This window comes from Streptomyces sp. AM6-12 (genome assembly GCF_044327085.1).
Taxonomy (GTDB): domain Bacteria; phylum Actinomycetota; class Actinomycetes; order Streptomycetales; family Streptomycetaceae; genus Streptomyces.
Genome location: NZ_JBIQWN010000001.1, coordinates 4,830,230 through 4,842,516, shown reverse-complemented (window position 1 = coordinate 4,842,516; position 12,287 = coordinate 4,830,230). Strand labels below are relative to the sequence as shown.

The window sequence follows — 12,287 nt, the reverse complement described above, 5'->3', positions numbered from 1 at the left end:
TGGGTTGGTTTTTACCCGCCTATTGCATCGGGAGAGCCGCGCCCATGCCGCCCAGCACCACCCGCCCGGACACGCCACGTCTCGCGGACGATCCCACCCTCTCCCACGGCCTCAAGCAGCGCCATCTGTCGATGATCGCCCTCGGCGGGGTGATCGGCGCGGGCCTGTTCGTCGGGTCCGGCGCGGGCATCGCGGCGGCCGGCCCGTCCATCGTGATCGCCTACGCCCTGTCCGGGCTGCTGGTGATGCTGGTCATGCGGATGCTCGGCGAGATGTCGGCCGCCTACCCGTCCTCCGGCTCCTTCTCCGCCCACGCCGAACGGGCGATCGGGCCCTGGGCCGGGTTCGCGGCCGGGTGGGCGTTCTGGGTGCTGCTGTGCACCGCGGTCGGCCTGGAGGGCATCGGCGCGGCGAAGATCGCGCAGGGCTGGGTGCCGGGCAGCCCGCAGTGGGTGTGGGTCGCCCTGTTCATGCTGGTCTTCCTGGGCACGAACCTGGCCGCCGTGAAGAACTTCGGCGAGTTCGAGTTCTGGTTCGCCGCGCTCAAGGTCGGCGCGATCTCGCTGTTCCTGGTGCTCGGCGTGCTCGCCATCACCGGGGTGCTGCCCGGCACCGACTCCCCCGGCACCGCCCACCTCGACCGCTTCCTGCCGCACGGCGGCCAGGGCCTGGTCATCGGCCTGCTCGCCTCGGTCTTCGCCTACGGCGGCCTGGAGACGGTCACCATCGCGGCGGCGGAGTCCGAGGACCCGGTGCGGGGCGTGGCGCGCGCGGTGAAGACGGCGATGTGGCGGATCGCGGTCTTCTACATCGGCTCCATGGCCGTCGTCGTCACCCTGGTGCCCTGGGACGACCCGGAGGTCGTGGCACGCGGCCCCTACGTGGCGACCCTGGACCACCTCGGGATTCCGGGTGCGGGCCAGCTCATGAACGTCGTGGTGTTCGTGGCCCTGCTGTCCGCGATGAACGCCAACATCTACGGCTCCTCGCGCATCGCCTACTCGCTGGTCCAGCGCGGTCAGGGCCCGAAGGTGCTGGCCAGGGTGTCCGGCGGGGTGCCCCGGATCGGCGTGCTCACCTCCTGCGCGGTCGGCTTCTTCTGCGTGCTGCTGAGCTACTGGCGGCCCGACGACGTCTTCCCGTGGCTGCTGAACATGATCGGCGCGGTGATCCTGGTCGTCTGGATCTTCATCGCCGTCTCCCAGCTGCTGCTGCGCCGCCGCATCGAGCGCGAGGCGCCGGAGAAGCTGGTGGTGCGGATGTGGGCGTTCCCCTACCTCACCTGGGTGGCGCTGGCGGGCATGGCCGCGGTGTTCGTCCTGATGGCGCGGCAGCCCGACACCCGGGTCCAGCTGTACTCCTCGGGCGCGATGACGGTCGTCCTCGCGGCGGCGGGCTACGCCTGGCAGCGGGTGCGCGCCAGGCGCTGACCCGCACGCGCACGACACAGTTGCGGCCGGCCGGCACGCGCACGCCCGCTACGGCCGCGCGGCAGGCCGGGTGATCTCGGCGGCGACGGCCTGAGGGTCGGGGGCGACGGTGACCTGGGCGATGCCGTCCAGGGCCGGATGGCCGCCGACCCGGACCGCGTGGCGGGCGTGGCGCAGCAGATCGAGGTCGTTGATGCCGTTGCCGAAGGCGTCGTAGCGGTCGATGCCCAGGGAGGTCAGGGCCTCCCACTTGTTCGTGGTGCCGGGCGCGAAGCCGGCGAGGGCGGCCTTGTCGGTCGCCTCGACCACGAGGAACCTCACCACCGCGGGAGGGTCCGCGAGGTCGACCCGGCGGGCGAGGCGGCCCTGGTCGACGCGGTCGAGGACGGGGTGGCCCGCGCGGAACCGGTCGGCCTCGATCAGCAGCTTGCCGAGGTCGCCGGGCTCGAACGCGGCCCGCGCCCGCACCCTGCCGCCGATCAGCGCGGCGGCGGGAAAGGCCCCGCCGAGCACCGGCAGCAGGTCGAGGACCGTGGTGCGGGCGCCGGGAGTGAGCACCGCGAGATCGTAGCGACACGGGGGGTCTTCCTGTCGCCCCGCCGCTGTTGTTGCTAGCGTGTAGTTGCAAGGAGTTTGCAATAAGGTTCCGGAGGGGATCACCCATGCCCGTCTACACGCTGCCCGAGCTGCCCTACGACTACTCCGCGCTGGCCCCCGTGATCAGCCCCGAGATCATCGAGCTGCACCACGACAAGCACCACGCGGCCTATGTGAAGGGCGCCAACGACACGCTGGAGCAGCTGGCCGAGGCGCGGGACAAGGAGTCCTGGGGCTCGATCAACGGCCTGGAGAAGAACCTGGCCTTCCACCTGTCCGGGCACATTCTGCACAGCATCTACTGGCAGAACATGACCGGCCCGAAGGAGGGCGGAGGCGAGCCGCTGGCCGCCGACGGCGTGGGCACCCTCGCCGACGCGATCAAGGAGTCCTTCGGGTCCTTCGCCGGGTTCAAGGCCCAGCTGACCAAGGCCGCGGCCACCACGCAGGGCTCCGGCTGGGGCGTCCTCGCGTACGAGCCGCTGAGCGGGCGGCTGATCGTGGAGCAGGTCTACGACCACCAGGGCAACGTCGGCCAGGGCGCCACGCCGATCCTGGTCTTCGACGCCTGGGAGCACGCCTTCTACCTCCAGTACAAGAACCAGAAGGTCGACTTCATCGAGGCCATGTGGCAGGTCGTCAACTGGCAGGACGTGGCCCGCCGTTACGAGGCCGCCGCGTCCCGCACGAACGCGCTGCTGCTGGCCCCGTGAGCCCGGCGCGTCCCGCGCGCCGCTGAAGCGTCCTGCCTCGTGATCGTCTTCTCACCCTTCACGGCGGCAGGCGGATGAGGGGAGGCCCTCCGTGAGGACGTGACTCACGGAGGGCCTTCCGTCGTGTGCGGGGCGCGTCCGGAGTTTCCCCGCTTTCCCCACACACGAAAAGGGATTGACGCCCTCAGGCGATCATTACAACCTGTGTCCCTGTGATGACCTCCAGTGTGCGGGTACTGGCCGCCGGCGACCGCTTCGTGCTCCCCTCGCTGATCACGGCCGCGCTGGCCAGGCAAGCCCACTGCGATGTGCGGGAGTTGACGCTCGGCTGGCCGCAGAAACCGTTCGGCACGGTGGCCGAGGTGGAGGAGGCCAGCGGCGCGGAGGACGAGCTGATCGCGGCCCTCGCCGGCGCAGACGTCCTCGTCACCCAGATGGCACCGGTCACCGAGCGGGTCCTCGCCGCCCGCCCGGAGTTACGGCTGGTCGCGGTCTGCCGGGGCCGCCCGGTGAACGTCAACCTCGCGGCGGCCCGCGCCCATGGGGTCCGGGTGTGCTGCGCGCCGGGCCGCAAGGCCGCGGCGGCGGCCGAGTTCACCGTCGGCCTGCTGCTCGCCGCCCTGCGGCGGATCCCGCAGGCCCATGACCGCCTCGCCGGGCAGGGGTGTTGGGCCGGTTCGAGGTACTACACGTACGAGCACAGCGGCCTGGAGGTGGAGGACCTGCCCGTCGGCCTCATCGGGTACGGCGCGGTCGGCAGCCGGGTGGCGCGGGTGCTGGGGGCGCTCGGGGCGCGGGTGATGGTGTACGACCCGTACGCGCGGGGTGAGATGCACGGGCTGCGGATGGCGTCGCTGGACGAGTTGCTGCGGCGCTCGCGGGTGATCAGCCTGCATGCCCGGCTCACCGGGGAGACGCGGGGGCTGATCGGGGCGCGGGAGCTGGCGCTGCTGCCGCCGGGGGCGGTGGTGGTGAACGCGGCGCGGGGGGCGCTGCTGGACGAGGGGGCGCTGTGCGACGCGCTGGAGGACGGGCGGGTGGCGGTGGCGGCGCTGGACACGTACGCCGACGAGCCGCTGCCGGCGAACTCGCGGTTGCGGACGGTGCCGGAGCGGGTGCTGCTGACGCCGCACGTCGGCGGGGCGAGCCGGGCGGTGGCGGAGAAGGGGGCGCGGATCGCGGCGGCGGAGGTGGGGCGGTGGGTGCGGGGGGAGGCGCTGGCGCACTGTCTGACGTGAGCGAGGGGACCGCGTACGACAGGCAGGGCCTCACGCGTGTGACTCGCGAAGCCCTGCCTCGTTGATCATGACAGCGCTCTCCGCACATGCGGAGGTGATCCGGCCTGTCCCCGGGTCCGTGTCCGGTTGATGTCGTGCTCTTTGCGTCCGCGGAGGTCAGTCGAAGATGGGCCCCTGCGTCCGCGTCCGCTTGATCTCGTAGAAGCCCGGTACCGAGGCGACCGCCAGGGTGCCGTCCCAGAGGCGGGCGGCCTGTTCGCCCTTGGGGGCGGGGGTGACGACAGGGCCGAAGAAGGCGATCTGCTCGCCGTTGTCGCCGGGGACGGCGATGACCGGGGTGCCGACCTCCTGGCCGACCTTGTCGATGCCCTCCTTGTGGGAGGCGCGCAGCTCGGCGTCGAACTCGAAGTCCTCCTGCTCGGCGTAGTCGATCAGCTCGGCGGGCAGCCCGACGTCGGCGAGGGCACCGGCGATGGCCTCCAGGGTCGCGCCCTCGCCGTTGTTGTGGATGCGGGTGCCGAGCGCGGTGTACAGCGGGCCGACGACCTCCTGGCCGTGCTTCTGCCAGGCGGCGGTGACGACCCGGACGCCCTGCCAGGCGCGCACGGCGAGCATCTCCCGGTACTCCTCGGGCAGCGTGTCCAGCTTGTCCTCGTTGAGGACGGCGAGGCTCATGACGTGCCAGCGGACCTCGATGTCGCGGAGCTTCTCCACCTCCAGGACCCAGCGGGAGGTCATCCAGGCCCACGGGCACAGCGGGTCGAACCAGAAGTCGACGGGGGTCTTGCCGGACGGGGACGCGGTCTCGGACATGGCTCTCCTCAGCGGAACGTGATTCTTCAGGGATCAACGACGCCCTCGCGGAGCGCATTCCCCGGTGCTTCCCGTCAGGAGCACATGGCAGGATCGGTCCTGTTCAGCCCCCATCACGCGATCACAAGGGAGTGCCGCCGTGCCCGGTGAGAACCTTTCCCGCGAGGAGGCCCGTGAGCGGGCCGCGCTGCTGTCCGTCGACGGATACGACGTGTCCCTGGACCTCCGCTCGGCCGTCGGCGACGCGGACGGCGAGCCGCGCACCTTCCGCTCGGTCACCACGATCCGCTTCCGCTGCAACGAGCCGGGCGCGTCCAGTTTCGCCGACCTGATCGCGCCGAGTGTGACCGCGGTGTCGCTCAACGGCAAGGACCTGGACCCGAGCGAGGTCTTCGACGGCGCCCGGATCACGCTGGAGGACCTGGCCGCGGAGAACGAGCTGGTGGTCGACGCCCGGTGCGCCTACTCCCGCACCGGCGAGGGCCTGCACCGCTTCGTGGACCCCGAGGACGGCGAGGTCTACCTCTACACGCAGTACGAACCGGCCGACTCCCGGCGGGTGTTCGCCAACTTCGAGCAGCCCGACCTCAAGGCGCCCTTCCGCTTCGAGGTGCGCGCGCCCGAGGGCTGGACGGCGTGGAGCAACGGCGCCGGTGAACTCACCGACGGCGTATGGAAGTTCGCGGAGACGAAGCCGATCTCGACGTACATCACCTGCGTGGTGGCGGGGCCCTACCACTATGTGACGGACACCTACTCGCGCACGTTCGCGGACGGTACGACGCTGGAGATCCCGCTGGGCGCGATGTGCCGCAAGGGGCTCGCGCCGCACTTCGACGCCGACGACGTCTTCCTGGTCACCAAGCAGGGCCTGGACTTCTTCCACGAGAACTTCGACTACCCGTACCCGTTCGGCAAGTACGACCAGGCGTTCGTGCCGGAGTACAACCTGGGCGCGATGGAGAATCCGGGTCTGGTGACCTTCCGCGAGGAGTACATCTTCCGCGGGAAGGTGACGCAGGCGTCGTACGAGGCCCGTGCCAATGTGATCCTGCACGAGATGGCGCACATGTGGTTCGGCGACCTGGTCACCATGGCCTGGTGGGACGACCTGTGGCTGAAGGAGTCCTTCGCGGACTTCATGGGCACGTTCGCCAACGTGGGCGCGACCCGCTTCAAGGACGCGTGGATCACCTTCGCCAACCGCCGCAAGGCGTGGGCGTACCGCGCGGACCAGCTGCCGTCCACGCACCCGATCACCGCGGACATCCGCGATCTCCAGGACGCCAAGCTGAACTTCGACGGCATCACCTACGCCAAGGGCGCCTCGGTGCTCAAGCAGCTGGTGGCGTACGTCGGGCAGGACGCGTTCCTGGAGGGCGCCCGCCGCTACTTCAAGCGGCACGCGTACGGCAACACCCGCCTGGGCGACCTGCTGTCGGTGCTCGGCGAGACCAGCGGCCGGGACATGACGGCCTGGTCGCGGTCCTGGCTCCAGACGGCCGGGGTGAACGCGCTGACCCCGCAGGTGCTCGTCGAGGACTCCCGCGTCGCCGAGCTGGCGGTGCTCCAGGAGGCCGCCGCGTCGCACCCGGAGCTGCGCCCGCACCGGATCGCGGTGGGCCTGTACCGGCTGACCGGGGACGGCGCCCTTGAGCGGTACGCGCGGGTGGAGACGGACGTGCAGGGCCCGCGCACGGTCGTGGCGGAGCTCGCCGGTGCCGGGGCCCCGGACCTGGTGCTGGTCAACGACGACGACCTCACCTACTGCAAGATCCGCTTCGACGCGGCCTCGCTGGACACGCTCCGGGAGCACCTGGGCGATCTGACCGACCCGCTGGCGCGCGCCCTGTGCTGGTCGGCACTGTGGAACATGACGCGGGACGCGCTGCTGCCGGCCCGTGACTTCATCGCCCTGGTGCTGCGGTTCGCGAGCCGCGAGTCGGACATCGGTGTGCTCCAGATGCTGCACGCGTGGACCCACACCGCGCTGGACCGCTATGCCGCCCCCGACTGGCGCAAGACGGGCGCGGAGCTGCTCGCCGAGGGCGCGCTGCGGGAGCTGCGGGCGGCCGGGGCGGGCAGCGAGCACCAGCTGGCCTGGGCGCGCTTCTTCGCCTCGACGGCCTCGGCCGAAGCGGACCTCGCACTGCTGAAGGAGCTGCTGGACGGCGCGGCGTCGATCGAGGGCCTGGAGGTGGACCAGGAGCTGCGCTGGGCGTTCCTGGAGCCGCTGGCCGCCCATGGCGCCGCCGACGAGTCCGTGATCGCCGCCGAGCTGGCCCGCGACGACACCGCGTCCGGCAAGCGCCACCAGGTGCGGTGCCTGGCGGCCCGTCCGTCGGCGGCGGTCAAGGCGCAGGCGTGGGCGCAGGTGGTGGAGTCCGACACGCTGTCGAACGCGCTGGTGGAGGCCACGATCGCGGGCTTCGACCAGCCGTCCCAGCGGGAGCTGACCGCGCCGTACGCGCCGAAGTACTTCGCGGCCATCGACCGGGTCTGGCGGGAGCGTTCGATCCAGATCGGCATGGACATCGTCAGCGGGCTGTTCCCGGCGTACCAGGACCGGCCTGAGACGCTGGCGGCGACGGACGCGTGGCTCGCGGGGCACGAGGACGCGGCGCCGGCGCTGCGGCGGCTGGTGCTGGAGGCGCGGGACGACCTGGCGCGGGCCCTGCGGGCGCAGGAGTGCGACGCGCAGGCCGGGTGAACCCCGGCCCCCGAGCTTCGGCCTGAGTTTGACCTGACCTTTGGCCTGAGCTTTGGCGGCCGGTAACCGTTACGGGACCCGTACGCGCGAGGCCGTAACCCCTGGTCCGCACCCGAGCGGACCAGGGGTTTTCGTTGTCCTCTCGGCATCCGAACACCTGACCTTTAGTACCACCTTGTCCGCATTCCTCGACGACCGTGTAACAGCGGTTACCGGGGGGATCAGGGGTGGGCATCGGAAGGGCATGACGCACAATGCACCGCTCTCCCCCCGCTCCCTCGGTCCCCTCGGCCCGCTCGCCGAGCCCCAGCAGCGGGTCCGGACCACGGCCCAGCTGCGCGCCCACGGGGTGACCGCGGCCGAACTGTCCGGGCGCTGCCGTCCGGGCGGGCCCTGGTCCCAACTGCTGCCGCACGTCTACTTGCTGCACCCCGGACCGCCGACGGACGAGGAGCGGCTGCACGGCGCCCTGCGGTACGCGGCCCGCGAGCCCGCGCCGGGCGTCCCGGCGCAGCCGACCGGGCGGCACGCGCACCGTCCGCCCTACCCCGGCGCGGTGCTCACCGGCCTCGCGGCGCTCGCCCTGCACGGGTTCGCACAGACGCCGCTGCCGGACCTGGAGCACATCGACGTGCTGGTGCCCCGGCAGCGCCGGCTGCGCTCCACCGGCTACGTCCGCGTCCTGCGCACCACCGACCTGCCGGCCCCCGTCACGGTGACCGGGCTGCCGGTGGCGCCGGTGCCGCGGGCGCTGGCGGACGCGGTGGCCGGGCTGCGGGACGGGGCGGAGGTGCGGCGGCTGCTGACCGAGGCGGTGCGCGGCGGACACTGCGAACCGGCCGCCATCGTACGGGAGTTGACACGCGCCAAGCTGCTGAGTCTGCCGCATGTGGTGGACGCGGTGGACTCGCTGGTGGCGGAGGGCCGCGCGATCGCGGAGAGCCGGCTGTACCGGATGGTCCGCGCGTACGGGCTGCCGGACCCGCTGTGGAACGTCGATCTGCGGCTGCCCGGCGGCCCCCACCTCGGCGCCCTGGACGCGTACTGGCCGGACCAGGCCGTCGCGGTCGAGCTGGACACCCGGACGCGGCACGGGCACGCGGAGGACGGGGCGGACGAGGACGCGCAGTGGTCGCACCACGCCCGCAAGCGGGAGCACCTGGAGCGGCTGGGCATCACGGTCGTGCACCTGACCCCGAGGAAGCTCAGGGACGCGATGGAGCAGCAGGCGGCGGTGGTCCGTACGGCCCTGATGGCGGCGGACGACCGCGAGCCCGCCGCCTATGTGGTGGTCCTGCCCCGGTAGTTCGGACCTCGTCCGGTTGGCGATGGCCACCGGTCTGTGGCAGGAGACGCGCGGGGTCAGCGCCCGCAGTACTCGGCCTCCAGGATCGCGTCCGTGTGTCCCGCCCAGTCGCCGTTGAAGTTCAGTGCCAGCGTGTGGCGGCCGTCGGGGGTCGAGGCGGCGACCGAGGTGGAGCCCTGGATGTCGCCGGTGTGGGTCCAGACGTGGACGCCGCAGGACAGTCTCCGGTCCATGAGCCCGAGGCCGTAGCGGACGTCCGGGGCGGTGTCGACCGCCACGGTGGTCTTCATCTCGGCCAGTTCGCGCGGGGGCAGCAGCCGGCCGCCGAGCAGGGCGGCGTAGAAGCGGTCCAGGTCGGCCGAGTCGGAGATCATCGCGCCGGAGGCGGCGGCGAGGGAGGGGTTGAGCTCCGTGACGTCGTACGGCTCCCCCGTCGCGTCGCCGAACGTCGAGTAGGCCCGGCCGGCGGGCCGCGGGACATCGACCTCCGTAGTCGGTACGGAGGTCGCGGTCAGCCGCAGTGGGTCGATGAGGCGGCGGGTGGTCTCGGTGGCGTACGACCGTCCCGTCGCCTTCTCGATGACCATCCCGGCGATCACGTAGTTGGTGTTGGAGTACCCCCAGGAGGCACCCGGCGCGAAGTCGGGCGCGTGGCGCAGGGCGACGGCCACCAGCCGGCGCGGGGTGAGCGTGTCGTAGCGGTGCTTCCGGAAGCCCTCCTCGGTGAGGTACCGGGCGCGGAAGTCCGGGTCGGCGGTGTAACTGGGGATGCCGCTGGTGTGATCGAGGAGCTGGCGCAGGGTGATCCGGCGCCCGTCGTTCCCGTGGCCCGCGACGAGACCCGGCAGCCAGCTGTCCACGGTGTCGTCCAGGGACAGCCGGCCCTCCGCCGCGAGCTGGAGCATGACGGTGGCGACGAAGGTCTTGGTGAGGCTGCCGACGCGGTAACGGTCGTCCGGTGAACGGGGCCTGCCGGTGCGCAGGTCGCCGGTCCCGGCGGCGGCGGACCAGGTGCCGCGGGCGTCCTGGACGGTGACGGTCGCGCCGGGGACGCCCGAGCGCACCGCCGCCTCGACGGCGGCGAGGGTCGCGGCGTGGGCCGGGGCGTGGGGCGGGGCCGCCGGGGTCGTGAAGGCCGTCGCGAGAGCCGCCGTCAGCAGCAGGGCGGCGCCCGTCAGGGCCGTGCGGAGCGGCATGGCTTCCCCCAACCGGTGGTGTGTGGTCGGGGGACGATACCCGTACGGCCTGTCCCGGACGTCGGCCCGGCGCGGATACCGGCCCTTGTGGAGCGGCGGATGTCAGCCCTTCTGGAGCACCAGTTCCGTGTTGCGGTCGGCGAGGGCGCCCGCCAGGTTCGTCTTCGCGCCGGGGGCGTTGAAGGCCAACTCCCGGTAGAGCGAGGCGAGTCCGGTCTGGGAGAGGTCGGTGAAGTCGGTGCGGGCCGGGGCGGCGGACTCGATCAGGGTGGTGAACAGGGAGATCGTGCCGTCCTTGTTGTCGACCAGTTCGATGATGCGGGCGAGGTGCGGGTGGTCGATGTGCGAGGCGGTGGAGATCTCCCAGAAGGAGCGGCCCGCGCCGTTGCGGTGCGGGGTGATCTCGTTCTCGTGCTTGTGTCCGTTGACCCAGGCCAGCACGTTGGCGTGCCGGGACAGCAGCGTGACCAGCTCGGCGCCGGTGTGCCGCTTCTCGTCGGGGCGGGCCGGGTCGGGGCGGGTGTTGACCATCGAGTCGCTGGTGTGGTGGCTGAAGACGACGGCGTAGGAGTCCTTGTTGTCCTGAAGCGTCTTGTTCAGCCACTTCAGCTGGGCGGTGCCGACGGAACCCTGGTAGTGGCCGCCGGCGTCGGTGGTGTCCAGGCTGATGCCGATGACGTCCTCGGCGATCCGGAAGGCGTAGTACTGGGTGCCCGCGTCGACGTTCGCCGAGGAGTAGCCGTGACCCACCGGACCGTGGCCCTGGTAGGCCGGGTCGAGGTGTGCCTTGAGGTACTCGTCGGGGGTGTACAGGGCGCGCGACTCGTCCGGCGTGACCGAACGCATGCCGCTCGCACGGGACTTCAGGAAGTCGCGGTAGGCGGTGCCCTTGGGGTCCTTGCCGCTCCAGATGGAGTCCTGGAGCTTCTTGGCGTCGGCGGCGCTCACGCTGAACAGCTTCTTGCCGCCGATCGCGGCCTCGGCGAGGTAGGGGTCGCCGTGGGCGCCGTACAGGCCGAGCGGGAGGGCGTCGTGGTTGCCGACGGTGGAGTACCAGGGCAGGTTCAGGCCGGGGCTGCGCACCTCGCGGATCGCGGCGGCGAGGAAGCCCTCCAGGTGCGGGAAGCCGAGCGCCTTGTCGCCGTCCCCGGCGGTCGACTCGGGCTGCCAGTACAGGGGCAGCCCGCTGTTCTGCACGCCCTCGTAGTGTCTCGGGTCGCCGGTGTTGGGGGTGATCCGGCCGCCGCTCATCACCTTCATGAACCACTCCAGCTCGGAGCGGGCGTTGTTGTCGGTGTTGTCGCCGGTGGTCATCACGAACTGGAGCGGGGTGCCGGTGACGGGGGCGCCGCGCAGCGCGTTGACCCGCTCTACCAGCGAGACGGCGCCGGGCACGGTGAGCGCCTCGTGCGGGCGCCAGACGTCCTGGTGGGCGGCGCGCAGGTACTCCAGGCGCAGCGGGTGCTGCACGTCCTGCAAGTGCAGATCGGTGAACTGCACGAACGCGGCCAGGGCCCGGCGGCGCTTGTCCCGGCCCACCTTGGGCCTGGCCAGCTCGGTGCGGATGACGCGCGGCCAGCCGGGGCCGTCGGCGAGGCGCCGGTAGCCGGAGCCGTGCGGGGTGGAGACGGTGGCGAGGGTGGTGCCCTTGCTGTAGGGGGCGAGCGCGGCGGCGGTGGCCGGCCGGGACCGGGCGACCGGGACCTGCCCGGTGGCGGTGGTGGCGGCCTCGCTGTCGGTGGGGCGCAGGGCGCAGCCGACGCCCGCGGCGAGCGAGACCGCTCCGGCGGCGGTGAGGAGGGTACGACGGTCGATCCCCGCGGCGGAGGCGGCGGCAGAGCGTAGGCGCGACATGGTGCGATCTCCCCGAGTGCGAACGCGTCGGCAGTGGCCGCGGGCCGTCACGGACGCGAACGCCCCGCTTGCTAAGGACTTTTGGCAACGGGGATGGCATCCATGCGAACGGCACGGCAACACGCGGCGCCGATCACCGTACGTGGATCTGCGGCGCCCGGCCCGGCCACCGACTCGTCCGCGCGCCGCCCGGGACCGGTCGCCTGCCGTTCAATTGCCGGGGTACGAGGGCCGGGTCCATGGGCGGCCCGTACGGCGGTCGGCAGAGGCGCACGTCACGCGACCGGCAGAGGCATACGTCACATCGTCGTATGAGCGCGACCCGTATGGGCAGGGGCGGCCGAGGGGACGCCGGGGATCCCGGAACCGTCCCCGCGGCCGACGGTGTCCCACTCCTCGGGCACATGTCGCAAAGAATTGGACAGGTGGA

At 72.0% G+C, this 12,287-nt stretch carries 9 protein-coding genes; 5 read left to right on the top strand and 4 right to left on the bottom strand.

Translation table 11 applies throughout. The annotated features are described in order from the left end of the window. The first annotated feature begins 44 nt into the window (after nt 1-44). A complete protein-coding gene (locus ACE4Q9_RS21960) occupies nt 45-1,430 on the top strand; it encodes an amino acid permease (RefSeq protein ID WP_397985931.1) in 1,386 nt (461 codons plus the stop codon). A 48-nt stretch (nt 1,431-1,478) separates the two neighbouring features. Here the strand turns inward: ACE4Q9_RS21960 and ACE4Q9_RS21955 are convergent, their stop codons facing one another. Continuing rightward, nucleotides 1,479-1,988, bottom strand: a complete 510-nt coding sequence (locus tag ACE4Q9_RS21955; protein ID WP_397985930.1) for a hypothetical protein — start codon at nt 1,986-1,988, stop codon at nt 1,479-1,481. A gap of 104 nt (nt 1,989-2,092) precedes the next feature. Between ACE4Q9_RS21955 and ACE4Q9_RS21950 the strand changes: the two genes are divergently transcribed. Together ACE4Q9_RS21950 and ACE4Q9_RS21945 are read left to right on the top strand one after the other, a co-directional pair. After that, entirely contained in the window at nt 2,093-2,740 is a 648-nt protein-coding gene (locus ACE4Q9_RS21950; RefSeq protein WP_397985929.1) for a superoxide dismutase, read from the top strand. A gap of 215 nt (nt 2,741-2,955) precedes the next feature. Continuing rightward, entirely contained in the window at nt 2,956-3,978 is a 1,023-nt protein-coding gene (locus ACE4Q9_RS21945; RefSeq protein WP_397985928.1) for a 2-hydroxyacid dehydrogenase, read from the top strand. A gap of 156 nt (nt 3,979-4,134) precedes the next feature. Here ACE4Q9_RS21945 and ACE4Q9_RS21940 read toward each other — a convergent pair whose 3' ends face one another. Continuing rightward, complete coding sequence (locus ACE4Q9_RS21940; RefSeq protein ID WP_397985927.1) at nt 4,135-4,791, bottom strand: DsbA family protein; 657 nt, start codon at nt 4,789-4,791, stop codon at nt 4,135-4,137. Between the two features lie 139 nt (nt 4,792-4,930). On the opposite strand from ACE4Q9_RS21940, the gene pepN reads away from it, so the two are divergent. Both pepN and ACE4Q9_RS21930 read left to right on the top strand, forming a co-directional pair. Beyond that, nucleotides 4,931-7,501: an aminopeptidase N gene (gene pepN, locus ACE4Q9_RS21935; protein WP_397985926.1), complete on the top strand. Its 2,571-nt coding sequence runs from the start codon at nt 4,931-4,933 to the stop codon at nt 7,499-7,501. Nucleotides 7,502-7,745: 244 nt separating this feature from the next. Continuing rightward, entirely contained in the window at nt 7,746-8,807 is a 1,062-nt protein-coding gene (locus ACE4Q9_RS21930; protein ID WP_397985925.1) for a hypothetical protein, read from the top strand. 56 nt (nt 8,808-8,863) lie between these two features. Here ACE4Q9_RS21930 and ACE4Q9_RS21925 read toward each other — a convergent pair whose 3' ends face one another. After that, nucleotides 8,864-10,003: a serine hydrolase domain-containing protein gene (locus ACE4Q9_RS21925; protein ID WP_397985924.1), complete on the bottom strand. Its 1,140-nt coding sequence runs from the start codon at nt 10,001-10,003 to the stop codon at nt 8,864-8,866. A gap of 102 nt (nt 10,004-10,105) precedes the next feature. Beyond that, the gene (locus tag ACE4Q9_RS21920; protein WP_397985923.1) at nt 10,106-11,857 is read right to left on the bottom strand and encodes a TIGR03767 family metallophosphoesterase; all 1,752 of its coding nucleotides are present in this window, start codon (nt 11,855-11,857) and stop codon (nt 10,106-10,108) included. Between the last annotated feature and the right edge of the window lie 430 nt (nt 11,858-12,287).

Excerpts from the sequence above, each read along its gene's own strand:
- ACE4Q9_RS21960 (WP_397985931.1), top strand. The coding sequence starts at position 45 with ATGCCGCCCAGCACCACCCGCCCGGACACGCCACGTCTCGCGGACGAT.
- ACE4Q9_RS21950 (WP_397985929.1), top strand. The coding sequence starts at position 2,093 with ATGCCCGTCTACACGCTGCCCGAGCTGCCCTACGACTACTCCGCGCTG.
- ACE4Q9_RS21940 (WP_397985927.1), bottom strand. The coding sequence starts at position 4,791 with ATGTCCGAGACCGCGTCCCCGTCCGGCAAGACCCCCGTCGACTTCTGG.
- ACE4Q9_RS21925 (WP_397985924.1), bottom strand. The coding sequence starts at position 10,003 with ATGCCGCTCCGCACGGCCCTGACGGGCGCCGCCCTGCTGCTGACGGCG.
- ACE4Q9_RS21930 (WP_397985925.1), top strand. The coding sequence starts at position 7,746 with ATGACGCACAATGCACCGCTCTCCCCCCGCTCCCTCGGTCCCCTCGGC.
- ACE4Q9_RS21920 (WP_397985923.1), bottom strand. The coding sequence starts at position 11,857 with ATGTCGCGCCTACGCTCTGCCGCCGCCTCCGCCGCGGGGATCGACCGT.
- ACE4Q9_RS21945 (WP_397985928.1), top strand. The coding sequence starts at position 2,956 with ATGACCTCCAGTGTGCGGGTACTGGCCGCCGGCGACCGCTTCGTGCTC.